This window comes from Acinetobacter sp. RW6 (genome assembly GCF_041956835.1).
GTDB lineage: Bacteria > Pseudomonadota > Gammaproteobacteria > Pseudomonadales > Moraxellaceae > Acinetobacter > Acinetobacter calcoaceticus.
Genome location: NZ_CP167121.1, coordinates 1,469,021 through 1,494,652, shown reverse-complemented (window position 1 = coordinate 1,494,652; position 25,632 = coordinate 1,469,021). Strand labels below are relative to the sequence as shown.

Sequence of the window (25,632 nt, the reverse complement as noted above, 5' to 3'; positions counted from 1 at the left end):
ATAGGAAATAAGAAGATGAAAAGCACTTTAATTAAGCATGGATTTTTAGCAGGGACATTGCTGGGTTTGCCATTGGTTACACATGCCTATGATTTACCGACCGTAAACTTAGGTATGACCAGCTTTCTCGATGGCGGTTTACCCGCAGGACCCGGTTGGTATGCTCAAACCTACTTTCAAAATTACGATAGCAATAAACTGGTCGATGCCAATGGACAAAAATTAGGTTTACCTAAAACTGATTTAAATTATCAAGTACTGGTTGAACAAATTAGTTATTTATCGAATGTCCGAGTAAAAGATAAAGCCAGTCTAGGCATGAATTTTTTAATTCCCTTTGTCAGCAAAATGGACATGGATGATGGCTTGAATAATGCTGCAATTAAAGCCCAAAGTGGCTTTGGGGACATTATGATTGGGCCTTTTATTCAGTTTGATCCAGTTATGGGAGCACAAGGGCCTAAGTTTGTGCATCGTTTTGAGTTTCAGGTGAATTTACCTACTGGCGAATACGATCGGCAAAAAGATATTAATCCAAGTAATAACGCTGTTTCATTTGATCCTTATTGGGCTGCAACGTATTGGTTTAATCCAAAATGGACGGCTTCAACACGTATTCATTATCTTTATAACTTTAAAAATGATGACCCAAGCTATGCGTTCGCAGGTGCAAATGATATGCAGGCAGGGCAAGCAATTCATGCAAACTTTGCAACGGACTATGCCATTACTGAACAGTTCCGCTTAGGACTAAATGGCTATTGGCTAAAACAAGTGACAGATACCGAAGTTGATGGTGAAAAAGTCAAAGGTCGACGTGAACAAGTCTGGGCGATTGGTCCAGGCGCGATGTATAGTTTTTCTAAAAATGATCATTTAGTTGCAAATGCTTATTTTGAGCAAGATGCTGAAAATCGCCCAGAGGGAACACGACTACAAGTTCGCTATGTCCATCATTTCTAAGTCATAAATAAAGCCTTTTATATCAATAAATATAAAAGGCTTTTATGTATTTTGAGTTTAAGAAAAAATTGAAGTAATTAAGCCTGAGCCTTCACTTTGACCAGAGCGGCGAGTAGAAGAAGGTAACTCACCATAACGACGTTTATATTCTTGTGAAAAACGGCCTAAATGGGTAAATCCCCATTTAAATGCCACATCAGTAACCGATAGATTTTCATTGTGCATGAGCTCTAAATGGGCTTGTTCAAAACGTAATTCTTTTAGATAAGACATTGGGGTGGTCCCCAAATAATTTTTAAAACCGGTAAATAACGTTCGAACACTCACACCTGCATGTTCAGCCAAAATTTCGACGTTAAGCGGCTCATGTAAATGTTCTTTAATATAGGCTTCTGTGCGCTTCACGAAATAAGGAGAGACCGTTTTTTCTTTATAATGATCAATTTTATGTAATGCATTATTAGGTTGACCATAAATCAGTGCATTAAACAGGTTTGACTCAAATTGTTTAAAGGCTAGAGGATGATGAAGCGGATGTTGCTCGCATGCTAAAGCATCCATCAAGGTTCTAACGAGCTGTAAAAAATAGGCTCCACTTTGTGTAGAAAAGTCTAATTTTGGGTCAAAAATGAGTAAGTTGTTATCTGAATCGGCAATGTGCTGACGGCAATGATAAGTAAAATCATCCTTTGAAACTTTTAGAATGAGCTGCGGTGAGTTCGCGTGCCAGCGCATACGTAAAGATTGCTGAGGGGAAATAAGAGAAGCAACTTGAGAATAAGAAATAAACTTTTGTGAACCAAACTCGATTTCTGCATAGCCTTGAGTTGGAATTTGAATTAAGTAAAAGTTATCAAGGTGATCTGGTTCAATAATGACATCTGCGCCATATTCCAAGCGACTAATAGACAGGGCACCTGTTTTAACATGGTGCATGGTTGCACTGAAATCTCGCTTCTGTTGAGAGATTTTAAGATCATGCGGTTTAAAAATCTGCCCAACATTTCGGCAGGTTTCACTTAAATCTTGGTGATCAAATACCAAATTATGATCAGTAAAAATAGACTCATTTTGAAAATGACGCCCACTGAGTTCTGGGGAGTTGGCTTGGTTCATATTTATCCCTTTTGGCTCACTCCTGTATTTACTTGTGTTGTAGAAGCTCTAAAACTTCGCTTTGCAGCAAGTAAATACGGCACTTAAAAAATTAAGTTACTCGCAAATTACAATAAGATATAAGCAAAATACAGACCAATTTAACCGCTAATTAATGTGATTTTCTCAAATTTTTAATTCGGATTTTGTCCATCAATTTAATAAATTTGAGAAATAGAATAGAGGGATATAAAAGGCGCTATAAGTTAATCTCATCGTGATCTTATTCCTTAAGATCTATCAAAATTTATAGCAAATCAGAGTGCGCCGGTCAATTTATTTTGTCGGAATTTATTATTTTATATTATTGATATATAAAAACTTTTAATTTAAATGTAAAAATTCAATATACCCCTTACAGAGTATATTGAATCATTTCAGGTTTTAGTGGTTTTTAAATTATTTATACTTTTAACGTGGGGTATTGCTCTGTAAAAACTTCTCGCTGTAAATACGATAGTTTTGCAAAGATTGTTCATCTAACCAATTTTTTACGGCTTCAATCATCGGTGGTGGACCACATAAATACATATCAAAAGCTTGCTCAGCCAGTTGATCTTTATTTAAGTGCTCATGAATATAACCCGCTTTACCTTGCCAAGCATCGGTTGCTTTAGTCACAATTGGGTGATAACTAAAGTTTGGTAACTGTTCTGCGTAGGCGTGTAAACGCTGTTGTTCACATAAGTCAGTTTCACTATTTACGCCGTAGTACAACTGAACTGCAGGTGAGTTTGGTTGATCAACCAAGTTATCAAGCATTCCCAAGAAAGCTGATAATCCTGTTCCACCAGCAACAAAAACCAATGGTCGCTGTACTTCGCGTAAATAGAAACTACCTAGAGGTGCTTCAATGAATAGGTTTTGTCCCACCTGACAGCGATCACGCAAGTAATTGCTCATAACACCGTCTGGCAATAGACGAATTAAGAATTGCAATTGATTGGTTGCATTTGGTCTGTTTGCAAAAGAATAAGAACGCCAATCTTCAGTATCTGGAATTTGCAAACGAGCATATTGACCCGGCAAAAACTGAAGTTGCTCAGCATGACTGCTTGCATCAAGATGCAAAATTGCTGTTGTCTCAGAAACCAGCTCAACAGCGGTAACTTTGGTTTCAATTTTTAAAGTATCGCCAGCATTGCAAATGGCAGAATCATGATCGAAATAAAAAGCTGCATCCGATTTTACCCGTGTCTGGCAAGCTAACATTTTACGCTCAGCCAAATCACGCTCACTTAATGCATCTTCATCAACATATTCTTGTTCATAAATACCAGTTTCACACTGTCCCTGACAGGTACCACAAACACCTTCACGGCAGTCTAGTGGTAGGTTAATTCCTTGGCGAACTGCTGCATCAAGCAACAATTCGTCGTTATTTACCGAAATAAAAAAGGTTTTGCCATCGGCAAAGTTGAGTGCAACTGAATGTCCCATTTTCATTCCCCTTAAACGTGATAGAAGTCTAAAACGGAATCAATCTTGTCATTAAGCAAAATGCTGTGCTGACGACGAATGCGGAAACCATCTGTTGTTTGACGTAAAAGGTAAGTAGCGTGTCCGTAAAAACAGCCTTCTAAACCTTGACGGTTATACAGCGTTTGCCATGCAACTTTTGCTTCAATTAGGCCATCATCAAGTGTTTTAACTCGAATGTTATTCATGCTGTGTAAAGTGCGTGGTAATGGCGTTGCCGAAGCTGCTTTACCAGTACGAATACGGAATACACGGTCTTCGAGTCCAGTGCGGTCTGCGTAATAAATATAAGACAAGCCCTGATTCGGATCTTGAACATAGTTATGGTCATCAATCCATTGCGGAATATGATATTCACTATCTTCATCGTAAAGTTCTAAATAGGCATCCCAGTCATAAGCATCACAAAGTTCTGCTTTTTTGTACAAAAACTGAGATACAGCAAAATATAGTTCTTGTGACATGGTTATACCTCATCCATTACGGCATTGTTTTCGAAAGTAATATCCTGCATTTTCAGCGCTTTCTTGTTTAAGCCATCGAGCATTAGACGTTGCCAGTGTCCATGTTGATTTACATAGAGCCCTTCATGGGTAAACTCACAGCCAGTAATGACTGGTTGAATGCCTAAATCTTGCGAGTTCTTGGTCGCGCCATATTCCCAAGACTGACAGCCACGAGAAATATCGCTCCAGCGTTCAAGTCGTGCCTGAAAACCTTTTTGCTGTTCACGGAATTCGACTAAATCGTCTGGTGTACCAAGGCCTGATACATTAAAGAAGTCTTCGAACTGACGAATACGGTTACGGCGCGCTTCCACAGATTCACCTTTAACACCAATACATTGACTGATGACTTCAGTTTTATTCCATGCCACAGGGCGAATAATACGAAGCTGAGAACTAATCTGGTCCATAAAGAATAGGCTAGGGTACAAGTTCAAGTTTCGTAAACGATGCATTGCCCATTCAGCATATTTGTCGCCGTATTTTTCGACTAAATAAGGCATAACGGTGCTGTAACCCGGACGAACTGTTGGATTCGGCATATCACTAAACAGCACACTATGACCATTTTTAAAGCTGAACCAGCCATCATCAGTCTCGGAATCACCCGCACCTAACTTGCTATAGTCAAGCGTATCAAGTTCTGCACCTTTTGATGCATTCACTTGTTGGCGGTGTTGGACTGTAGATACATAGTTGTAGTGAACGGTACTGACGTGATAACCATCTAGGCCATTTTCATTTTGTAGCTTCCAGTTACCTGCAAAGGTGTAAGATGACTTGCCTTGTAATACTTCGAGTTCACCTGTTGGGGATTGGTTAACCATTAAATCAAGAAACAGTTTTGCATCGCCCAAAAAGTCTTCTAGTGAATCTGTTGCTTGAGTATCGAGGCTTACAAATACAAAACCACGATAGCTAGCAATACGGCCTTGCTTTAAGCCACGGCTTGATTTATCGAAATCTTCGCAATATTCACTCGGTGCTTTCACTTTGACCAATCGGCCATCTGACTTGTAGCACCACGCATGGAACGGGCAAGTAAACGTAGACTGATTGCCTTTAGCAACGCGTGTTAATGTCGCGCCGCGGTGCTCACAAGCATTGACCATGGCGTGTAATTCGCCTTTACCATCACGGCTCACAATAATCGGCTGACGACCAATTTGGACAGTGAGGAAATCATGATTGTTTGGAATTTCACTTTCGTGGCATGCATAAATCCAAACCTTTTCAAAAATGAATTCCATTTCCAAATCAAACAGCTCAGGCTCGGTAAACATATTGCGTGCTATACGAAACACGCCATCTTTAGGACGGAAGTCGATACATCCATCTACAAAATCATTCCATTGTTTTAAATTAGATGAGGTCATTTGCTCAATCCTATTCATTCAGCTTTTAACTGATTGAACCGCGATTAAGCCTTTACCTCTATCCGTTTTTTCCAGATCTTTATCCACTTTGTGCAGTTTTGATTTTTTAATAAAATTATTTTCAAGGGAGTAATGAGGATTCTAAATTTGTATGGTGTCTTATCTTCTTAAACTTCCCTATAATCCTAAAGAGCATAAAGTGAAACCTTGTGAGTTAAGCCTATGAAAGAACACAAATTAAAATTACAAATCAGAATTCTTTCAGAGCGAAATATTGCATTTGGTCCTGGAAAGGCAGACTTACTTGAGGCAATTGAGAGAACTGGTTCGATCTCTCAAGCTGCAAAATCTATGAATATGAGCTACCGCCGTGCATGGCAGTTGGTAGACACGATGAATCACTGCTTCGAAACAGCCTTAGTTGAAACTCAAACGGGTGGAACACATGGTGGTGGGGCAGCAGTCACAGCTTTAGGCTTGAGAGTCTTACAACATTATCGTCAAATGGAAATCAATGCTCGACAAGCCTTAGAACATGATTATCAAATTATGAGTAGCTATTTAAAATAGCTAAATTAAAAGACTTTTTAGTGACTGAATCTTTTAATTTGGTATAGCTTTTGCTTAATAAAAAGTGCACGCTGAAAAAGCACTGCTGCAATTTTCAGTTACACAGACAATGGCGTCTATTCTGTACTATCGTAAAAGGTGGTCGGGAATAGGCGTTTTTTATTGTGTATCTAAAAAAGTGGTTGGCATAAACGACTGATCTGTTTTACAGATCTTTATGGTCATCGCTATGTGCTTCTTGGCATGGTGATGACCATAAAACTAATCAAGCTATTAACCGACACTAAAAGAAAATGGGTTTTAAAAATAGAGTATCTCGATAGATAAACTTTCAGCATATTGCACCAAAATGAAGTTTAAAATGAGAAATGCACCATCTACCTGCATTTAGGTCCTCTAATATTTAACTGATTTCTGCTTTTCATGATCTACGTATATCGCTATATTCTAGGATATATATCGCTGTAGAAATCGATAAAAAAGGAAAAACAATGGTAAGTCCTGTACAGATAAAAAGAATCGCTATAGTCAGTTCAATCATAAGTCTTGGGTTATCAATCAGTCTCTCTGTAAAGGCTGAAGCAGTGACTGTCTATGCAGCAGCAAGCTTGACCAACGCGATTAACGATTTAGAAAAAATTTACGAAAAACAAAATAATATAGAAGTCAAAACTTCATATGCAGGCTCATCGACATTAGCTAAACAAATTGAAGCTGGGGCACCAGCCGATATCTTTATTTCAGCCGATACACAGTGGATGGATTATCTACAAAATAAAAAATTAGTCGCAGCAAATGATCGTTTAAATTTATTAGGTAATCGATTGGTACTGATTACCCCGAAAGGACGATCATTAAAGATTAAATTGGATAAAACTACCGATCCGAATAAATTATTTACAGGAAAGATTTGTACAGGGGATACTAAAAGTGTGCCCGTTGGTAAATATGCAAAACAAGCATTTACAAATTTAGGTTGGTGGAATCGTATTGAGCCAAAATTAGTTGAAACAGAAGATGTGCGTGCTGCGTTAAACTTTGTTGCGCGTGGTGAATGTCAGGTAGGAATTGTATATGCAACAGATGCTGCCATTAGTAAAGATGTAACTGTGGTGGGTGTATTTCCTGAAAATACTCACACGCCAATTATTTATCCAGTAGGGCTTGTCAAAAAGAATTCGAACTCAACAAAGTTCTATCAATTTTTACAAAGCAATCAAGCTAAAGTCGTTTTTAAAAAATATGGCTTTAGTGTATTGGTTCCAGCAAAACCATGATGTTTTCTTTAACCCCAGAAGAGCTCAGTGTTCTGCAACTTTCTTGTAAGGTTGCAGCAAGTTGTCTTGTCGTCAGTATTATTCCTGCAATTTTTGTAGGATGGGTATTGGCGCGTAAAGAGTTTTGGGGTAAGTCATTCATTGAAACATTGGTCTTTTTACCATTGGTACTGCCTCCAGTTGTGCCGGGTTATTTGCTATTACAAGTCTTTGGAAACCGCGGCATTATTGGGCAATACTTAGCACCTTTAGGATTAGAGTTCGCATTTAACTGGAAAGGGGCAGTTCTTGCTTCGGCAGTGATGGGGTTCCCACTTTTAGTGCAATCAATTCGACTCGCAATTGAGCTGGTCGATCAACGTTTAGAAATGGCTGCAAAGACACTAGGTGCTTCATCTTTAGGTGCATTTTTTCATGTCACTTTACCACTCGCTAGCAGTGGTATTTTAATTGGTGCCATTTTATGTTTCTGTCGTAGTTTGGGTGAATTTGGGGCCACCATTACCTTTGTAGGTAATATTTCTGATGAAACAAGAACCTTACCTTTGGCCATGTATAGCCTGATGCAACAACCCGATACTGAGACTGCGATTCAAAGGCTGATTGTCTTATCTTTAAGTGTGGCTTTTTTAGCGCTATGGTTTGCACAGTGGTTTCATCGTTATCAAAAAAAGCGCTTAGGGCGGTAATATTATGTTGATTGATTGCCACTTTCAGCTACAAATGGGTCAATTTCATATTGAACCTAGTTTCCAGTCAGATGCTTCAGTTATTGGTTTATTCGGTGCATCTGGTTCCGGTAAAACATCAATTTTACATGCTATTGCAGGATTAAATACACCACGTAGTGGACTCATTAAAATACAGAACCAAACATGGTTTGATTCAAATCAAAAAATTAATTTGAGCACACAAAAGCGCCATGTTGGACTGGTTTTTCAAGATGCACAACTTTTTCCGCATAAAACGGTAAAGCAGAACTTATTATTTGGTCTCAAACATCTTGCGCAACAAGAACGTCACTTTGAGGCTGATTACATTATTGAATTATTAAAGTTAGAACACTTGCTACAACGTATGCCAATCAAGCTCTCAGGTGGTGAAAAACAGCGAGTAGCGCTCGGACGGGCATTGTTGTATTCACCTAAGCTGTTATTACTTGATGAACCTTTATCAGCATTAGATGCCGCACATAAAGCTGAAATTATTCCTTTTTTTCAAAAAGTAAAACAGGAAATAAAAATTCCCATGATTTATGTGAGTCATGATATTCAAGAGATTAAACAACTGACTGAAACAATGTGGATTTTATAAATTTTCATATTTCACACATTATTTCAGTCTTGTCGATTTATGGTTGTTAGCTAGCCCATAAACTGCCCAGTGGAGCAGCTTTCAAGCGATCTTGGGCTTGTTGATAAAAACGCCAGAAGGCGAAAGCAAAAATGACAGCCAAGAAATCAACCAGCAAAATTTCTCCACCATGAACCCATAAACCACTTTGTGGAATTAAGTAAGCTAAAAGGGATGTAAGCGGAATCGCAAATAACACCAAAACCAAGGTTAACAGGAGTTGAGGTAAAGCTTTTGCATAACCAATGACAAAGGTGTAAATCAAAGTCAGTATGAAAATTGCATAATAACCATACATAAAGAGGTGATTCATGCTTTCAATATTGAATGCTGCAAAAAGCCAACGACTGGCCAACATGGTGGCCACTACAGCTAAAACACATCCTAAACAGGCACCAATAGTTAAGTTCGCAAGGAACACCACATCTTTACGCTGAACAGGAACAGGATCTTCAGCACGCTTTTGCTTACGTGCACGAGTTTCAACCCAAAGAATGTTGCCCGTATAAAATAAGAAAGCACCACCAACACCTAAAACAAAATAGATCCAACGTACGCCCGTACCACCAAAACTACCAAAATGTAGACTAAACATTGCATTGATTAACTTATTACCGGCATCAGTCTGCGTATTAATGCCTTTATGATTAAAGTGCTCAACTGCGTAAGGATTCATACGCATAAAGTCATGATTTGCACCGCGCAACATCTGATCTGAACTATAGAGGGCAATACGTGCATTGGCTTTTTCAGGTTTATCTAGGCTACTGAACTGGATATAGTCAACTGAATATTCAGGTGCTACTTTTTTGGCTTGAGCTAATATTTGCTGCACATCAATCTGTGTTTGTTTAGGTTGAATAAGCGCTGGGGGAGAACGTTGAAAAACAGGCTGTCCTTTGAGTGCAAGTTGTCCAATCGCATCATAAAAAAAGTCATGAAAAGCAAAGACAATCACGCTAATACTAATAATGATATGGAAAGGTAGACTGGTAATTCCGATTACGTTATGCGCATCTAACCAAAAGCGCTTTTTATTCTTACCGGGGCGAATGACAAAATAGTCCTTTACCAAGGTCGGTAAAAGTATGATCACCCCTGAAAGTAAGGCAAGAAAATATAAAATTGAAACCACACCCATCACATAGAGACCCAATCCGTGATGGCCTGCCATGCCCGGTATGCCTGCTGTTTCATGTAGCTGTTCTATCAGCCAACCTGCTTTAGATAAGTTTTCTTGAGCAACGATTAACTGGCCTTTTTCATCTAAGCTGGCCATCCACGTGGACTGAGCAGCATTAAAGCCATCTCCACGTTCATGTTCACTCCAAGTAATGGGTGCATAGTGAAATTCATTGGACGATAAATTTAGTGTGAAGTTTTTTTGTGCAGCAGGATAGGCGGTCTGTACTTTTTGAATGAGTTCATTATATTGATAGGGTGAGACTTTCGGTAAAACTTGCTGTGTTGGCGTAGCCCACTTACTAATATGGTGCTGAAACATGCTGAGCCCGCCAGCAAAGAAACAGATAAAGAGCAAAATTCCTGCACATACACCCACCCAAGTATGCATGCTTTTTGCTAATTTCATGATGTCTGAACGTACTTTCATTGTTTAACCCCGAATTAGAAACACACAGCTATAAGCCAGTACGTTGGCAACAAATAAATAAACCATTGCTTGTCTTCCTGTCACAAAGAAATAGGTGCCAAACATAATTGGCATCCAAACCCAAGGAACACTCCACATGCCTAATTGGGCCAAAAGATCCATCGAAATATAAGACTGACCCAATAAAACAATCAGGTTGCCAAAAGCAATGGCAAGGCTTAACCCTAGAACACCACCAGCAAAGGTTTTACTCCACCAGTCTGGCTGAATAGGAGACTGAATTTTAGCTTTCATGAAACCAGTTTCCGTTTAAAAAGCGCCATAAAAGGAAGGAACGACCATGCAAAAATGATAAGCATGAACCAACAAAAAGCGGCAACAACTTTGGGTAAGCTGGCAAAGAGTGCAATTAATCCAATGACTAAAAACAAGAGGCCTAAATACTTAAATAGAGCGGGAAGATGTTGAGATAACAGGTTTTGGTTGCTATGACTACAATAGACACTGACCGCTCCCAACAGGGTCAAAAAAAGTCCTATAAGTTTCATGATCAATATTTTTAAATAAATTAAGGGGAAAATTTATCCAATAGTATAAGTAAATAATAATTATTATCAAATGATAAATATAATTATTTATCGATGTGTTGCCATGCGATAAGATAGGAGATAACTCGTTAAAAATTCTTTATTTGATGTCAAATGCTGTAAGTGATTATTTATATATTCCTGAATCTCTTTGTGGGTTGATTTTCGAAATTTCTAAACCAATTTTATTTAAAATTCCGTTCTATTGTTATGGTTTAGACTTATCAAAAACACTGCATTTACATATAGATCAGCAATTAGAGCATCCCCAAAAAATTGCTCAAGCGCATCCTAAACGTCAACATGAATATTTATGTGGAAGGATACTGGCTCAGGCTGTTTTAAGTCATCATTTTGGTTTAGATCAACCAATAACTTTTATGCACGAACATTTGCCTCTCTGGCCAACTCATGTTTTGGGTAGTATTAGTCATTCACAAAATAAGTTGATTGTTGCGCTATCTGACAAAGCCGGTTATTTAGGAATTGATATCGAGCACTGGGTAAGCTCTGAATTTGCTCAAGAGAGTGCACATCTTATTTTAACGCCTTCTGAACTTGAACTTTGGAAGATTAAAGCCTCTGAATTTTTTGATTTTTCTCAATTTGTGAGCTTAATCTTTTCTGTTAAAGAAAGCTTATATAAAGCTGTATATCCTATTGCTAAACAATACATCGACTTTTTAGAAGCATCGGTAGTCGATATTGATTTTGAAAACCAAACATTAACTTTGGCTTTTACATCAGAAATACGAAATCGCCATCAACTCTTAGAACACTATCAAGGCGGCTGGAAAGTGGAACAAGACCACATTATGACTTGGGTTTTTCAAGCTTATAGTTCTGCTTGAAACAAAAGAAGGCAACGAATTGCCTTCTTTTAAGCTATGGCTTAATTTTCTTGTAATTTAGGATCTTGAAACCCCGTTTCACGCATATCTTGAGAATTGAACAAGAACATAAATCCTACCGCAAAACTTAATATGCCGAAGAAGAGAATGCTTCCTGATATTGGTAAAAACCGCGTTAAAAGTCCTAAAGTTGTTGTGGCAATCGAATCGCCTAATGCATCTTGAGCAAGCCAGATTGCATTAATACGTCCTAAATATTCATCAGGCGTATGTCCTTGCACAATGCTGTATTGAAGCAAGTTGGCAATCGACATCAAATATCCGAAAACACATAAAATTGGCAAAGTCACGATTAACCATGGTGAAAGCCCAATCATAATCATGCAACTAAAGACGCCTAAACAGGTGTAGAGCATGACTAAGCCGGGTCTGAGTAAACGTGTTGTCCATCCACTGAGTAAGGCACCTAGGGTTGAACCTAAAGGTACGGCTGAATACATAAGACCGAGCTCAAATGCACCGCCGTGAAAGATTTCATCTGCCATTTGTGGAAAAATAATGCGAATAGCACTGCTAAAGCTAAGCAATGTTCCAATTAAAATGGTGCTACCAACCACTTTGTTTTTAAAAACGAATTTAAACCCTTGGACTAATTGGCGAAGAGGACTCTCACCATTAGCTGCATGTTGTGGTTTAAGCGCAGGTAGCCCCATCAATAAAAACACGGTAAGCAAGGTACCTACCGTTGAGACCCAATACACGGTTGCAACGCCACTGACCGCAATTAAAATACCACCGATTGCAGGTGAAATAACGGTAGCAAGTCGTACGGATACCATACTAATTGCACGGGCTTGTACAATATTTTCGCGCCCTACAATCACAGGCATGATCGCCATCATTGCGGTTACACCTAGTGCACCAAAGAAGCCATCCCATGCTGAAAGGAAATAAATAGCATAGAGCGAAGGTTGTTCAAACATGGCATTGATCGCAAGCCCCGCAAAACCTAAACCACAGACACTGCGCGCCAGTAAAATCAGCCATTTTCTATCTTTTCGATCTGACAACAAACCACCGAGTAACAGACCAATAAACATGGCAACGCCTTCAAAGGCCATTGCAACAGCAACATTTAACGAACTACCAGTTAAATCATAGACTTGTTTTGGAATAGCAACCACAAGCATGCCAATAGTTAGAAGTGACAAAGTGCGTGCAATAAATACATGTCGAAAATGAGTATTACGTTTTAAAAGACTAAAATCGGTCAATATTGATTTAAAACTCATGGCATTTGCTCCTCTAAATCGCGTGCCTGACAAATCATGCGATTTAAAATTGGGCCAAGGGTTTCAAGCTGCTGCGGAGACAATAAATCAGTATGGTCTGCATCGCTTAGGCGAACAATATTGAGCTTTTTAACTAAAGGAGACCATTGTTGTTCTGGTTGGATATATGGAAGTAAATCTTTTTCAGCAACAACCAAGTGTAGCTCACCGTTAAAACGTGGCATTTTATAAGGTTTTAGCAAACGTACTGCATCGCGATAGTTTGCAAAAATATCCTCTTGTAAACGGCGTGTTTCTTCGTTTAGCGCCGTATCTGCATCGGCCAGAATATCATTGAAGAATTGAAGCTGTTCCTGTTCAGCTTCAGCATTCATTTCTTCTACAGATAAATCTAACCACTGATGAATTTCGGCAGGGTAAGTGTCTAACAAGCCCAGAAAATCAACTTTTTCACCTTGTTCAGTTAGCTTTGCTGCAACCGCATAGGCTACAGTGCCGCCAAGTGAATAACCTAATAAGGTATAAGGTCCGGTTGGTTGTTGCTGGCGAATAATCTCAAGTTGTTTTTCAACCAACTCATCCATATCTGCGCTATTTGCCAAAAGTCCATCTGGTCGAGGTGACTGCAAGCCGATAATAGGTAAATCAGGGTGTAGATAACGATTAAGCACAGTGTATTGCCATGCCGAACCAGAACCTGGGAAGAAACAGAACAATGGATGCCCAGAGCCAGAACGGATGGGTAAAATAGGTTGCATACCAGTTTGTTCAACTTCTTCCAAACGTTCTTGTGTAAGAAGCAAAGCCGCTAAACGTTGAATCGTGACATGACTCATTAACTGACCAATTGGAATGGTCCGCTTAAATACTTTTCGGATTTCAATTGCAAGCTTCATTACTAAAATGGAATGTCCACCAATGGCAAAGAAATCTTCGTTTATGCCAATATTTTGTTCTGTATTTAAGATTTTCTTGAAAATACCAGTGAGTTCATATTCAAAGGCAGTTGTGGCGTACTGTTTTTCTGTATTTGATGTATCAAGTTGTGGCCGCGGTAGTGCTTTACGGTCCAGCTTACCATTATGACTTAATGGGAATTGCTCAACTAAAATATAGTGTGTTGGCAACATATAAGCAGGAAGCTGTTTAGCTAAGCGTTTTTTTAATTGATCAATGTCAACAGATGTCGCTGTTTGCAAGTAAGCAACTAGTTGAAAGTCTGCTTTATTTTGCTCAGAAACAATAGGGTGGACAATCACATCATCTAACCCACTTGCTAAACGTAGCTGTTGCTCAATTTCACCAAGTTCAATACGTTGACCCCGTATCTTTAGCTGATCATCTGCACGGCCTATATATTGAATACTGCCGTCTGCATGCCAACGGGCAATATCACCAGTGCGGTACATGCGTTGACCTGCTGCGAATGGGTTTGCCACAAAACGTGTTGCCGTTAAGTCTGCTCGATGCAAATAACCCATGGCCAATTGATGACCTGCTAAATAAAGCTCACCATCTACTCCAACAGGAACAGGACGTAAGTATTGATCTAAAATATAAAGCTGGGTATTCCAGACTGGATAGCCAATTGCAACGCTACTTTCTTCCGGGTGTAATCCCAGTGTTGCATCCATATAGCTCACATCTACCGCAGCTTCCGTTGGGCCATATAAGTTATGTAGCTCACAACTAAAGTGTTGGGTAAATGATTTTGCTAAAGCCGTTGGTAAAGCTTCACCACTACAGAATACTCGGCGAATTGGCAAACTTTGTCTTTGAGCAAGTGACAAAATTTCTGTGGCAGCATTTTCAAAGACAGCCAGCATTGATGGTACAAAATGTAATGTGGTTACCTGATATTTTTGAATGAGATTTAATAATGCCAATGGGTCACGGTGTGCATCTATAGGGGCCATAACTAATCGAGCACCTACCAAATATGACCAGAAAAATTCCCATACAGAAACATCAAAAGTACATGGCGTTTTTTGCAAAATCGTATCGGCTGCTGAGAGTGGATACTCTGATTGCATCCATAAAATACGGTTCACAATCGCTTGGTGAGAAACCATCACACCTTTTGGTTGGCCAGTTGTACCAGAGGTATAGATTAAATATGCCGGATGTTGTGGGGTAATGACTGTAGTTTTATAGCTGCTTAAATCAACTTTTGTTTCATCAAACAATTGATCGAAAGCAAAGGTGGCTATTGATGGTTGAGCAATAGCGGTTAGATCTTTTTGTTCACCAATCAAAAGTTTAGATTTAGCATCTTGCAACATAAACTTGATACGTTCAGTCGGGTGTTGCAAATCGAGTGGCAAGTATGCTGCACCTGCTTCAATCACTGCTAAAATCGCAATACTCAGTTTGAGCGATCTTGGTAGGGCAACGGCAACAATATCTCCAGCCTGCACACCCGCACTTTGCAATTGCTGTGCTAAGGCACAAACTTGAAAACGTACTTCACTAAAGCTTAGCTGATGAGTTTCATCACATAACGCTGTTTGTTCAGGAGTAATTCGAGCTTGCTCTCTGAGTAATTGCTGTAATGTTGTTGGGCGAACATAATACTGAGTTTGATTTGTTTTCTGAATTAATTCACGCTCTTCAGCCAATTGTAAGCGATAGTGGCCTAAAGCCGTTTCTGGTTCATTTAATGCAATTTCAATAAATTGAACCATTCGCTCAAGGAAATGTTCAGGCTGATCGATTACACCACGTTGCTCGAGTAGTAATTCAATTTGATGATCAGGTATGACTAACAACGCAAGCGGGTAATGGCTATAACCGCGATTTGTGAGCTTAGAAATAGCCGCATCGCCAAGTTTTTGCTGTAAATATTGGTTATCTGGATAGTTTTCTACGACTAACAAACTATCGAAAAGATTGCCTTGAGTCATCAATTGCTGAATTACACTTAGTCCTAAACCATCGTGTTCTAAATGTTCAACATGCAATTGCTGTAACTGAGCTAATTGTTCCCAAAGTGTTTGCTGCATGTTCAACTTTACACGTACCGGAATCGTATTTAAAAACAATCCGATTTGTTGCTCTAAACCATTGATAGGTGCTGAACGCCCAGAAACAGGTGTGCCAAACACAATATCTTCACGATGAGCATAAATATTTAAAGTCATTGCCCAAATCATTTGCATGAAGACATTTAGCGTGATGCCTTGTTGGCGTAATTTGTGTTGAAGTTTCGCACCCAACTCAGCACTTAAACGATATGAAGTTTCCTGTACAGCTTGCTGTGGTTGATTAAATAAAATAAGTGGTTGCAAATCAGCTAAATCACGTTGCCATATTACTTTTGAGGTTTCATGGTCACGTCCAGATAAGGCTTTAATCACCGTTTCATAGCTATGTTTAAGCACTGGCAGTTGTTGGTTAGTTTGCTGATAGGCTTTAATAAAGTCTTGTAAGAACAGTGGAGTTGACCAGCCATCAGTTAGCAGGTGATGCACCATAATCAATAGTTCTGATTGTTCAGGAGCATGTTGAATCAAAGTTGCCCGAATCAGACCATAAGGTTGGTCGAGGTGAATCGGTTGCTGTAATACCTCTTGAATAGTTTGCTCAAGCAAATCGGGAGTGACCGAACAAAACTGAACTGGCCAAGCTTGAGTAGGGTGTAATGGATAGATAAAAACAGGTTCTTCTGCTAATTCGCTATCAAAATGTCCACCTAATTGAGGGTGACGTTTTAGTACGGTAATCAGCGCTTGCTGCAAACGTACAGGATCAATGTCTCCATTTAAGCTAAGACGAGTAAAGGCATTATAATTCGATTTATTTTCTACTTGAGATAAGAACAGCATGCCTTTTTGCAAAGGAAGTAAAGGCAGAATCGTGCTATGTTTTCCATATTTTTCTTGAACCTTTTGTTCTAGGTCTGCTGAAAATAACGGTTTTGAAATGGCCGTTTGTTGCTCATCTAAACGTGTCAGATGGGGTACCAGAGCAGCAACTGTTTTGAATTGGAATACATCACTTGGTCTTAAGCTGTAACCATGCTGCCGTAGTTGAGTACACACCATGATGGCAGAAATGCTATCACCACCTGTCATAAAGAAGTCGTCATCAATCCCAATAGAATCTAGTTTCAGCACAGATGCGACAATCTGACATAAAAGCTTCTGTTCAGGTGTTTCTGCCATACGACTATGACTGCGAACCTTCGGACGCGGTAGGGCTTTTTTATCAACCTTACCACTTACATTTCGGGGAAATTCAGCCATGACTGTGAGGGCTGAAGGCACCATATATTCAGGTAAATTTTGACGTAACTGACTTAAATATTGCTGACTTAACTGCTCACTTATTTTTTCATCGAGTTCGATGTCTTTGACAACACAGTAACCGAGCAAACGATGGCTGTTATTAATTGGCTCTGCAATGACGACAACACTTTCAATATTTGGTAAAACGGAAAGCGCATTTTCTACTTCACCAATTTCAACTCGATAACCACGAATTTTAATCTGGTCATCACAGCGGCCCATAAACTCAAGTTTACCTGCACTATTCCAACGCACTAAATCACCCGTACGATACATGCGTTGCCCATATTCAAATGGATTGGCAACAAAACGGGCAGCACTCAAGTCAGCACGGCCTAAATAACCATTAGCAATACCAAAGCCAGAAATATAAAGCTCACCAATCACACCAGTTGGGCATCGTTGCAAGTGACGATCTAATACATAGGCCTGCGTATTGCCAATTGGATTACCAATGACTGGACGTGATGTGTGCTTTAATTCTGCGCGGAAAGTATCAACCGTATATTCTGTTGGGCCATATAAGTTATGTGCAAAAAGCTCTGGCTGAGCATTAAGCTGTTGCCATAAAGCTAAAGGTGCAGCTTCACCACCAATTAAGATCAGGCTTGGGTGATGCTTACCATCTGCAAATAAGCCATTGGTAATCATTTGCGCGCAAAAAGACGGGGGTAAATCTAATGTATCGATTTGTCGTTGTTGAATTTCCTGAACTAAGCCAAATGCATCACGGCGCATGTTTTCATCAAAAATATGCAGCTCTTGTCCCCATAGCATCCAGAAAACTTGTAGCCAAGATGAATCGAAAGAAAAAGAATGTGTATGTGCTGCGCGTAATGAACGATCAGGAAAACGCTGCTCTACGGCATTAAGTACAGGCCAATAAATTGTAGGTTTATGCGATAAAATCAGGTTGAGTAGAGACCCATGTGTGTTCATGACACCTTTCGGACGCCCCGTACTGCCCGATGTAAAAATCACATAAGCCACATCTTGAAAATCGAAATTACGACTCTGGGTAGGAATATCACTCGTTTCTTGTTTTTGAATCTGCTTTTGAACATCAATATGGTCAAGATGTACTTGCTGAATATTTTGAGGCAATTGGATTGAAAGTGCCTGTGTTGTAAGCACAAACAATGGGTTGGCATCTTCACACATCATTTGCATACGATCGATTGGGTAATCTAAATCGAGTGGCAAGAAGCTTGCACCCGAATTTAACACCGATAGCATCACAACAACTGAATCGATAGAACGGGGAATAGCCCCAGCAATAACCGTGTGTTTCTTTGCGCCATTTTCCTGTAAAAAACGGGTAAGTTGATTCACCCGAATTGCAAGTTCAGAAAAACTAAGTTGTTGTAGATGCGGACGTTCACCACTAATAATTGCAATACGTTCCGGATACTTTTGAACTTGTTCATAGAAGATATCTAGAACATTATTGTATTGTTCAGGATGGTTAACGCGAGGACCTATACCGCTTTTTGTGAGCGCACTAAGTTCTTGTGGTGTAGTAATATTAAAACTGCTACATGGGTGCTCTGGTTGTAATAAAGTCTGCTCTAATAGAAGCGTTATACGCTGACCATGCATGAGTAACTCATCTTGAGTATAACGCTGCGCATCTGCACGTAATTCGATAATGAGTTCATGATCTTGAACAATAAAAGAAAACTCAAAATCATCAATTGGTCCTGTTGATATATGATGTGTTTTGACCTTTTCACCATCTAAAGTGAGATCTTGGTCAAAAGCTTTATAATTTAAAATAGGACCATACATCCGTTCATGAATGTCGATACTGTTTAAATCTCTTAAAATTTGTTCAGCATCGTATTTTTGATGTGGCCGAACTTGTTGTAATTGTTTTTGAACATGTTGAGCCAAACTAACCCAACTGTCTTTTTCAGCAACATTAAACTTCACAGGCAGTACATTGACGGTCGGTAATGTTGAGCGAATTGCCTTTGAGCCTAAACGGCGCATAAATGGAATGCCATTAACCAATTCGGCTTTATCTGTCATTTTGTAAATATAATGTAATGACAATGACATCATCATGTCATTCAAAGCTAATTTTGATTGCGCTGCTAAAGCCTGAATCTGCTCTAAAATTCCTGTAGAAAAACGCAGCTGGTGCTTAACAAATTGGGCTGTTGTTTTCGACGCTAAGTGGTGTGTACTTAAACTAATAGGACTAGGCAAGTCTTCACAGTAAGCCTTCCAAAAAGCTTGGTCTATCTTAAATTGATGGCTATTTTCGTAAGCCTGGCGCTCTAAGATGACATCATTAACATCAATAAAAGGTGAAGAACTAAGGTCTTGTCCGGCTTGTAATTGTTGGTATAACTCAACTATTCGTTTTGTGAGGTTAATCATGCTAAAACCATCAAGCATGATGTGATGATAACGTTGATACCAATACACTTTATCGTGTGTAGTAAATAACACCTGACGGAACAGTTGAGATTCACCAGCTTTAAGTGATTTAGCGCATTGGCGGTCAGATGGCATCCAATCCCATAAGCGTTGCTGAGCTTTTTGAGGGGTTAAATGGCAAAAATCAAATTCTTCGATTCGAATTTGTACTTGGTTATTAAGCTCAATAAGCGGTTGTGCTGGATCCGATGAATATGAAGAAATCACAGTGTCAGCTTCATTTAAACCCATTTGAATTGCTTGCTTAAATATTGAAATATCAATAGATTTTGGTAATTCCAAGCAATGGGCAATCGTATATAAATCTTCAATAGAACTTAAGTGATCGGCAAGAAAAATACCGAGTTGAGTAGATGCCAATTCAAAACGAGCTGGTTGTGAAATATCGGAAGTAAATTCATTATTTAATGCCTGATTCATGACAATACTCCTTTACGCTTGCTGAAAGGGGTTAATTGCAACCCAGTGCTTTTCTACATACGCAATACACGAAGCCCGTGTATCTGGACCATGTTGAACGTCCCAACCTGATGGCACCTGATGTTGGGCCGGCCATAAACTGAACTCACCTTGCTGATTTTTTAAAACCTGAAAAGACAAACTTTCATTATCGAAAGGATTAATATAGTTTTCCTGTAAGTTGCTCATGATATTGTTATCCTTGATGAAACAAATGGTTATAGTGAAAGAATTTTTTGCAATGCCTTAAGCAAGTCTGCACGCCAGTTCACCGCATCGTGGCCGCCTGAAAAAGTTCGAAAACTCACTTGATTGAATGATTGCAATTGTTGATAAAGCTGGTGGGCATCGTCCCGCATATCGGTTTCATACATGCCTGCACTGATATAAATTTGAGTTGTTTTTGGTAATGGATGAGATAAATTTAGTAGTTCTAAAAAGTTACCCGTATGGTTTCGTCCCAACGCGCTGTTAGAAAAATCTGACCACCAATAAGAACCAGACTGCAAAATCAGCGATGTAAAAACTTTTGGGAAAAGCAGTGCGCTATGTAAAGCACATAAACCACCTAAACTTTGACCACATAAGGTAATGTTCGTTGTTGAAATAAATGAATATTGTTCTAAAAGAATTTCTAATAATTCACTTATAAGCGCCTGACTAAATACATCATGGCAACCATAATCTTGTCGACGTTGTTGGCTGTTTAAACTATGGATAAATACGTATGCAGCTGGACGGATCTTTTTTAAATCGGTTAAATCGCGAATCTCGGAAAGAATCGAAAGCTCTCGACTCCAGACTTGGCCATCAAGAAAAATAACGAGCGGTAATGTTTTTTGAACTGCCTGACCACTAATAAAAATATCAACTAAATAGTCTTGTTGACATAACACGCTTGACCACTGAAATGTCTTTGTAATAGGGCAAAGGCTGGTGGGTAATTGTTTTGTCTTTTCGAGTTGAACTTGGTTGATGTAACGAGCCAAGTGTCCGCTATAAAACTGCTGATGACTTAATGAATCAATCTGAGCATTCTGTTTAAGCTGGGTTTGCCACCATGAGCGTCGCGTTGCCGCACAGCTTGTTTGAGGTGCTTCCTCACTAGCTGTAACTACAACATAACTACCAGCCCAAGCTACAGGGAGTTCCACTTCAAAAAAGTACACATCTGTCCCAGCTATATGGCTAAAACGATTCCACTTTTGATAGACAGATGGGCTTTGTGAATAGACATCGATATAAACGAAGCAACGCTCTTCGTGCTTGGGGTTACGCCAAACAAAAGTGCAAGAAGTTTTATGATTTGTTTGCACAGTAATAAGGGGATTACCTAATTTTTTAACGGTATTCCACCAAGTTTCACATCCAACATTTGATTGTTGAAATAGTGGATGTAAAGGATGAGAAAATGGCTTCATTTTGAGTCCATCTCGACAAGAAAGCGCGGTCAAATTATCAGAATGATTCTCATTAGTAAATGAAAACAATTATCATTATAATCAATAAAAAAAGATGAGTTTTATTAATATTAATTAAAAACAATAATTTAAGTTGAAATTATGGTTAATAAATAACTTAATTTAGATTGTAATCTTATGTTTGATATTTATCGCTCTTGATAATAATGATAATTATTTGCAATTATGTTGCGCAATTTAGTGATCAAATCAGACGGGAGTAAGAACATGAGCTCTACCATCGTAGTCACAGGCGCTGCAAGAGGTATCGGAGCTGCTATTGCAAAGCAATTATTGCAACAAGGGTATCAAGTGATCGGTATTGATCAGCAGGAAAACCCAGAACAATGGGAAATCAGTAAAAACCTGACATCAGATGAATGTTTACGTTGGCAAGGCATTTCACAGGACATTACACAGCAACAAGCCACTCAAAAGCTTATTGCCGATCTTTTAGAAAAGCACAACATTACAGGTTTAGTGAACGCCGCAGGTGTCTTGATTATGCGTTCTATGCTTGAAGCAAAAACAGAAGACTGGGAAACACTTTTTGCGGTAAATGTCATGGCTCCTATTGCGATTAGTCAACAACTTGCCAAACATTTTTGTGAGAAAAAACAGGGGAGTATTGTCACGATTAGCTCAAATAGTTCACGTATGCCGCGTATACAACTTGGCATGTATGCAACTAGTAAAGCTGCACTCAGCCACTACTGTCGTAATCTTGCGCTTGAAATCGCACCTCATCAGGTACGGCTCAACATTGTTTCACCAGGCTCAACTTTAACTCAAATGCAGCAGCAGTTGTGGACGGACAATACACCGCCACCAGCGGTAATTGATGGCGATTTAAGCCAATATCGAACAGGCATTCCTTTAAGAAAATTAGCCCAGCCTGAAGACATTGCGAATACGGTCAGCTTTTTACTTTCCGATCAGGCAGCACAAATTACCATGCAAGAAATTGTGGTTGATGGGGGAGCCACTTTAGGCGTTTAAACACTCATTCATTACAACAAAATAACGGTATAAGGAGTCACGAGATGTCGGCACAGCATCCGTATTTTATCCAACGAGAAAATTTTACTGAAAGCCACGTTGCACTTGCTCAAGAGGTTCTAAAGTGTGGACATGATGCTGGTTTTATTTTTACCACGCCAGAATACACAATTAATAGTCATCAGAAATTACAAGACATTCAGGTCGCTAAAAATAGCCTTTTAAAAGACTGGCTACAAGAAGCTCGAATTCAACTACAGCAGGCGATTACCGACGGTTATAAAGACGTCAAGATTATGGGCGGACTGCCGTTTTGCTCGGCAGCAGATGTCAATTTAATGCTCATGCAAAATGCAAAAATATGTCAGAAGGTACTTTATGCACACTCTGATATAGATCTTAGTTCTTTAAGATTAAACAAGGCTGATTATTTCCCGTTAGGTGAACATTATCAGCAGCAAGTTGAATATCTGGTTCAGCAAATGCAGGCAAAGAAACTGGATAAAGCCGTTCTAGCCCGCATTTTACAACTTGAATTTGAAAAAAATATTCCAGTCTCAGACTTATTTTATAACTTAGCTAAACATAATCCTGAAGGTTATAACTATGCAGTCGCAAGGCATCCTCAAAGTGAAGGTTGGTTTGTTGGTGCAAGTCCAGAACTATTAATTGCAAAGCAAAATACAAAAATCTGGAGTAAACCCGTTGCAGGTACATTGGCTCGTGATGATGATCCGACTATAGACCAAAACAATGCTAGAGCATTGCTTGCCTCACAAAAAGATCAACATGAGCATGCACTCGTAATCGAAATGATTGCCGATGAGCTCACACCTTTTTGTAAGCAATTACATGTTCCTAAACAACCATCTCTCATTCGTACCAAACGTCTTTGGCACTTAGCTTCACACATTACTGGTGAATTAAAACAAGCCGAAACCCATGTATTTGATCTAATTGAACGCTTACATCCAACGCCTGCAATTTGTGGCGAACCGAGCTCAGTAGCCAAAGATTTAATTCAGCAACTTGAACCATTTAATCGTGAACTCTTTGCAGGAACGATGGGATGGGCAGATGAACAAGGTAATGGTGAATGGTCGGTGACGGTTCGTTGTGCCCGAATTTATCAGAATATTGCGCGTTTATTTGCCGGTGCAGGCATTGTGGAAGCTTCTCTTCCGCAAGCCGAACATGCTGAAACTGCCGCAAAATTCCGTACTGTGCTGGACGGATTACAGATTTCACCAAACCAATTGCCAATTCAGGGATCAAACATATGACAACACAGGTTTATTTGGATGGTGCCGTGCCATATCCAGCAGAGTTCGCTGAGATTTACCATAAAAAGGGTTATTGGCTTGGACAAAACTTGAGTAACTTCTTGCGTGAAAGTGCGCAAAAGTACCCGAAAAATATTGCAATCTATGATGGTGACAAAGCCGTTAATTACTCTGAGTTCGATTATTTAGTCGATTGCTGTGCCAGCCACTTATATCAATATGGACTAAGAGCAGGTGACAAGGCAGTTGTACAGATGCCAAATCACTATCAGTTCTATATTCTATTCTTTGCACTGATTCGGCTTGGTGCACTACCAGTAATGTCTTTACCTGCACATCGCTACGCTGAATTAAGTAGTTTTTTCAAACAAACTCAAGCAAAAGCTTATTTCTGTGCTGATTTTGGTGCACAAAAATTTGACTACCGAGAGCTTGCCGAAAAGCTTCAGCAAACAGCTTCTTGCTTACGACATGTATTTGTACTTGGAAATGCTGGTAACTTTGTTGCCATTCAAGACCTATTTAAAGAAACAAAAATTTTGGAGGAGACCATCTCGCCGACTACGGCAGATCAGGTTGCTTTTTTACAGCTTTCTGGTGGAAGTACTGGGGTTCCTAAGCTTATTCCACGTACCCATGACGACTATCTATATAGCGTACGTGAGAGCGCGAAAATTTGCAGTCTCAATCAGTCATCACGCTTACTCATGGTTTTACCTGCGGCACATAACTTCTCAATGAGCTCAGCTGGTTCTTTAGGTATTTTTTATGCAGGCGGAGCGGTTGTTTTAGGAACCGATCCAAGTCCTGACACAGCATTTCCATTAATAAAAAAACATGGCGTAACTGATGCCTGCCTAGTTCCTGCATTAGTTCGACCTTGGATGGATAAAGCTGCAAAAGATCAAGACCCAATCTTATCGACTTTACGTTGTCTGCAAGTCGGTGGAGCACGTTTACCAGATGCGGTTGCCTTACGTCTGATTGATGAGTTTCAAGTTAATTTACAACAAGTCTTTGGAATGGCTGAAGGGCTTGTGAACTACACCCGTTTTGATATGACGAAAGAACAAATCATCCATACACAAGGCTTAAAAATTTCAGAAGATGATGAAATTTTAGTGCTAGATGATAACGATCAACCAGTAGAAGCTGGGCAAGTGGGGCATTTGCTTACACGAGGTCCATATACCATTCGTGGTTATTACCAAGCCCCAGAGCACAATGAGCGCTCTTTTACTCCCGACGGTTTTTATCGTACTGGTGATTTAGTCCGTATTCGTGAAGATGGCTGCATTGTTGTCGAAGGCCGTTCTAAAGAACAAATTAATCGTGCTGGGGAAAAGATTGCGACCGAAGAAGTTGAACAAGCTTTATTGACTCATCCGCAAATTCGCCTAGCAGCTCTGGTCGCTATGCCTGATGAGATCATGGGTGAAAAAAGCTGTGCCTTTGTTGCGTGGCAATCTCAAAGCGATGATCCAAGCCCAATTCGTCTTGCGATGTCAGTACGCCAACACCTTAAAGACTATGGCCTTGCGACCTACAAAATTCCAGATCGCGTGGAATTTATCGAGCAATTTCCATACACAGCCTTTGGAAAAATCGACAAAAAAAGATTGCGTCAACAACTTGAAACTAAAACCAATGTTCTTGCTTAAAGATAAAAAAGGAAAAAT

The 25,632-nt window shown here is 39.5% G+C and carries 19 protein-coding genes; 9 read left to right on the top strand and 10 right to left on the bottom strand.

Going from position 1 to position 25,632, the window contains the following annotated elements; all coding sequences use genetic code 11:
- The first annotated feature begins 15 nt into the window (after nucleotides 1-15).
- Nucleotides 16-963 (top strand): transporter, encoded by a 948-nt coding sequence (locus ACB088_RS06945; RefSeq protein ID WP_263031759.1) that lies wholly within the window; start codon nucleotides 16-18, stop codon nucleotides 961-963.
- Nucleotides 964-1,020: 57 nt separating this feature from the next.
- Here ACB088_RS06945 and ACB088_RS06940 read toward each other — a convergent pair whose 3' ends face one another.
- The 4 genes from ACB088_RS06940 to antA form a co-directional block, all read right to left on the bottom strand.
- Entirely contained in the window at nucleotides 1,021-2,079 is a 1,059-nt protein-coding gene (locus ACB088_RS06940) for an AraC family transcriptional regulator (RefSeq protein WP_375038448.1), read from the bottom strand.
- Between the two features lie 450 nt (nucleotides 2,080-2,529).
- Entirely contained in the window at nucleotides 2,530-3,564 is a 1,035-nt protein-coding gene (antC, locus tag ACB088_RS06935) for an anthranilate 1,2-dioxygenase electron transfer component AntC (protein WP_375038447.1), read from the bottom strand.
- A 5-nt stretch (nucleotides 3,565-3,569) separates the two neighbouring features.
- Nucleotides 3,570-4,061, bottom strand: coding sequence for an anthranilate 1,2-dioxygenase small subunit (gene antB, locus ACB088_RS06930; protein WP_133746059.1), 492 nt, complete (start codon nucleotides 4,059-4,061; stop codon nucleotides 3,570-3,572).
- A 2-nt stretch (nucleotides 4,062-4,063) separates the two neighbouring features.
- Nucleotides 4,064-5,479 (bottom strand): anthranilate 1,2-dioxygenase large subunit, encoded by a 1,416-nt coding sequence (antA, locus tag ACB088_RS06925; protein ID WP_133746058.1) that lies wholly within the window; start codon nucleotides 5,477-5,479, stop codon nucleotides 4,064-4,066.
- Between the two features lie 222 nt (nucleotides 5,480-5,701).
- Between antA and ACB088_RS06920 the strand changes: the two genes are divergently transcribed.
- The 4 genes from ACB088_RS06920 (at nucleotide 5,702) to ACB088_RS06905 (ending at nucleotide 8,640) form a co-directional block, all read left to right on the top strand.
- The gene (locus ACB088_RS06920; protein WP_375038446.1) at nucleotides 5,702-6,049 is read left to right on the top strand and encodes a winged helix-turn-helix domain-containing protein; all 348 of its coding nucleotides are present in this window, start codon (nucleotides 5,702-5,704) and stop codon (nucleotides 6,047-6,049) included.
- A gap of 491 nt (nucleotides 6,050-6,540) precedes the next feature.
- A complete protein-coding gene (gene modA, locus ACB088_RS06915) occupies nucleotides 6,541-7,326 on the top strand; it encodes a molybdate ABC transporter substrate-binding protein (RefSeq protein WP_375038445.1) in 786 nt (261 codons plus the stop codon).
- Nucleotides 7,323-8,015, top strand: a complete 693-nt coding sequence (gene modB, locus ACB088_RS06910; protein ID WP_375038444.1) for a molybdate ABC transporter permease subunit — start codon at nucleotides 7,323-7,325, stop codon at nucleotides 8,013-8,015. The genes modA and modB overlap by 4 nt, the downstream gene beginning before the upstream one ends.
- Nucleotides 8,016-8,019: 4 nt before the next feature.
- Nucleotides 8,020-8,640: an ATP-binding cassette domain-containing protein gene (locus ACB088_RS06905; protein WP_375038443.1), complete on the top strand. Its 621-nt coding sequence runs from the start codon at nucleotides 8,020-8,022 to the stop codon at nucleotides 8,638-8,640.
- 46 nt (nucleotides 8,641-8,686) lie between these two features.
- Here ACB088_RS06905 and ACB088_RS06900 read toward each other — a convergent pair whose 3' ends face one another.
- Together ACB088_RS06900 and ACB088_RS06895 are read right to left on the bottom strand one after the other, a co-directional pair.
- On the bottom strand, nucleotides 8,687-10,291 hold the full coding sequence (locus ACB088_RS06900) for a PepSY-associated TM helix domain-containing protein (protein ID WP_375038442.1): 1,605 nt from the start codon (nucleotides 10,289-10,291) through the stop codon (nucleotides 8,687-8,689).
- Between the two features lie 3 nt (nucleotides 10,292-10,294).
- Nucleotides 10,295-10,585, bottom strand: coding sequence for a hypothetical protein (locus tag ACB088_RS06895; RefSeq protein WP_375038441.1), 291 nt, complete (start codon nucleotides 10,583-10,585; stop codon nucleotides 10,295-10,297).
- A gap of 400 nt (nucleotides 10,586-10,985) precedes the next feature.
- Between ACB088_RS06895 and ACB088_RS06890 the strand changes: the two genes are divergently transcribed.
- The gene (locus ACB088_RS06890; protein WP_375038440.1) at nucleotides 10,986-11,729 is read left to right on the top strand and encodes a 4'-phosphopantetheinyl transferase; all 744 of its coding nucleotides are present in this window, start codon (nucleotides 10,986-10,988) and stop codon (nucleotides 11,727-11,729) included.
- Nucleotides 11,730-11,770: 41 nt separating this feature from the next.
- Here the strand turns inward: ACB088_RS06890 and entS are convergent, their stop codons facing one another.
- From entS to fes, 4 genes are read right to left on the bottom strand one after another with little or no spacing between them, the layout of a single operon-like run.
- The gene (gene entS, locus ACB088_RS06885) at nucleotides 11,771-13,021 is read right to left on the bottom strand and encodes an enterobactin transporter EntS (protein WP_375038439.1); all 1,251 of its coding nucleotides are present in this window, start codon (nucleotides 13,019-13,021) and stop codon (nucleotides 11,771-11,773) included.
- Complete coding sequence (locus ACB088_RS06880) at nucleotides 13,018-20,172, bottom strand: amino acid adenylation domain-containing protein (RefSeq protein ID WP_375038438.1); 7,155 nt, start codon at nucleotides 20,170-20,172, stop codon at nucleotides 13,018-13,020. The genes entS and ACB088_RS06880 overlap by 4 nt, the downstream gene beginning before the upstream one ends.
- A 12-nt stretch (nucleotides 20,173-20,184) precedes the next feature.
- Nucleotides 20,185-20,400 (bottom strand): MbtH family protein, encoded by a 216-nt coding sequence (locus tag ACB088_RS06875; protein WP_003651732.1) that lies wholly within the window; start codon nucleotides 20,398-20,400, stop codon nucleotides 20,185-20,187.
- A 29-nt stretch (nucleotides 20,401-20,429) separates the two neighbouring features.
- The gene (gene fes / locus ACB088_RS06870; protein WP_375038437.1) at nucleotides 20,430-21,632 is read right to left on the bottom strand and encodes an enterochelin esterase; all 1,203 of its coding nucleotides are present in this window, start codon (nucleotides 21,630-21,632) and stop codon (nucleotides 20,430-20,432) included.
- A 267-nt stretch (nucleotides 21,633-21,899) separates the two neighbouring features.
- Between fes and ACB088_RS06865 the strand changes: the two genes are divergently transcribed.
- Genes ACB088_RS06865 through ACB088_RS06855 form a run of 3 tightly spaced genes read left to right on the top strand, consistent with a single transcriptional unit; the run spans nucleotide 21,900 to nucleotide 25,614 of the window.
- Nucleotides 21,900-22,670 carry an SDR family oxidoreductase gene (locus ACB088_RS06865; protein WP_045432415.1) on the top strand — a complete coding sequence of 257 codons (771 nt, stop codon included), beginning with the start codon at nucleotides 21,900-21,902 and terminating at the stop codon, nucleotides 22,668-22,670.
- Nucleotides 22,671-22,714: 44 nt separating this feature from the next.
- Complete coding sequence (locus ACB088_RS06860; RefSeq protein WP_375038436.1) at nucleotides 22,715-23,953, top strand: isochorismate synthase MenF; 1,239 nt, start codon at nucleotides 22,715-22,717, stop codon at nucleotides 23,951-23,953.
- Nucleotides 23,950-25,614 (top strand): (2,3-dihydroxybenzoyl)adenylate synthase, encoded by a 1,665-nt coding sequence (locus tag ACB088_RS06855; protein ID WP_375038435.1) that lies wholly within the window; start codon nucleotides 23,950-23,952, stop codon nucleotides 25,612-25,614. Before ACB088_RS06860 ends, ACB088_RS06855 begins: the two co-directional genes overlap by 4 nt.
- The last annotated feature ends 18 nt before the right edge of the window (nucleotides 25,615-25,632 follow it).

Bases quoted from the DNA above. Each gene is read 5' to 3' on its own strand.
- ACB088_RS06945 (WP_263031759.1), top strand. From the start codon at position 16: ATGAAAAGCACTTTAATTAAGCATGGATTTTTAGCAGGGACATTGCTG.
- ACB088_RS06940 (WP_375038448.1), bottom strand. From the start codon at position 2,079: ATGAACCAAGCCAACTCCCCAGAACTCAGTGGGCGTCATTTTCAAAAT.
- antC (WP_375038447.1), bottom strand. From the start codon at position 3,564: ATGAAAATGGGACATTCAGTTGCACTCAACTTTGCCGATGGCAAAACC.
- antB (WP_133746059.1), bottom strand. From the start codon at position 4,061: ATGTCACAAGAACTATATTTTGCTGTATCTCAGTTTTTGTACAAAAAA.
- antA (WP_133746058.1), bottom strand. From the start codon at position 5,479: ATGACCTCATCTAATTTAAAACAATGGAATGATTTTGTAGATGGATGT.
- ACB088_RS06920 (WP_375038446.1), top strand. From the start codon at position 5,702: ATGAAAGAACACAAATTAAAATTACAAATCAGAATTCTTTCAGAGCGA.
- modA (WP_375038445.1), top strand. From the start codon at position 6,541: ATGGTAAGTCCTGTACAGATAAAAAGAATCGCTATAGTCAGTTCAATC.
- modB (WP_375038444.1), top strand. From the start codon at position 7,323: ATGATGTTTTCTTTAACCCCAGAAGAGCTCAGTGTTCTGCAACTTTCT.
- ACB088_RS06905 (WP_375038443.1), top strand. From the start codon at position 8,020: ATGTTGATTGATTGCCACTTTCAGCTACAAATGGGTCAATTTCATATT.
- ACB088_RS06900 (WP_375038442.1), bottom strand. From the start codon at position 10,291: ATGAAAGTACGTTCAGACATCATGAAATTAGCAAAAAGCATGCATACT.
- ACB088_RS06895 (WP_375038441.1), bottom strand. From the start codon at position 10,585: ATGAAAGCTAAAATTCAGTCTCCTATTCAGCCAGACTGGTGGAGTAAA.
- ACB088_RS06890 (WP_375038440.1), top strand. From the start codon at position 10,986: ATGTCAAATGCTGTAAGTGATTATTTATATATTCCTGAATCTCTTTGT.
- entS (WP_375038439.1), bottom strand. From the start codon at position 13,021: ATGAGTTTTAAATCAATATTGACCGATTTTAGTCTTTTAAAACGTAAT.
- ACB088_RS06880 (WP_375038438.1), bottom strand. From the start codon at position 20,172: ATGAATCAGGCATTAAATAATGAATTTACTTCCGATATTTCACAACCA.
- ACB088_RS06875 (WP_003651732.1), bottom strand. From the start codon at position 20,400: ATGAGCAACTTACAGGAAAACTATATTAATCCTTTCGATAATGAAAGT.
- fes (WP_375038437.1), bottom strand. From the start codon at position 21,632: ATGAAGCCATTTTCTCATCCTTTACATCCACTATTTCAACAATCAAAT.
- ACB088_RS06865 (WP_045432415.1), top strand. From the start codon at position 21,900: ATGAGCTCTACCATCGTAGTCACAGGCGCTGCAAGAGGTATCGGAGCT.
- ACB088_RS06860 (WP_375038436.1), top strand. From the start codon at position 22,715: ATGTCGGCACAGCATCCGTATTTTATCCAACGAGAAAATTTTACTGAA.
- ACB088_RS06855 (WP_375038435.1), top strand. From the start codon at position 23,950: ATGACAACACAGGTTTATTTGGATGGTGCCGTGCCATATCCAGCAGAG.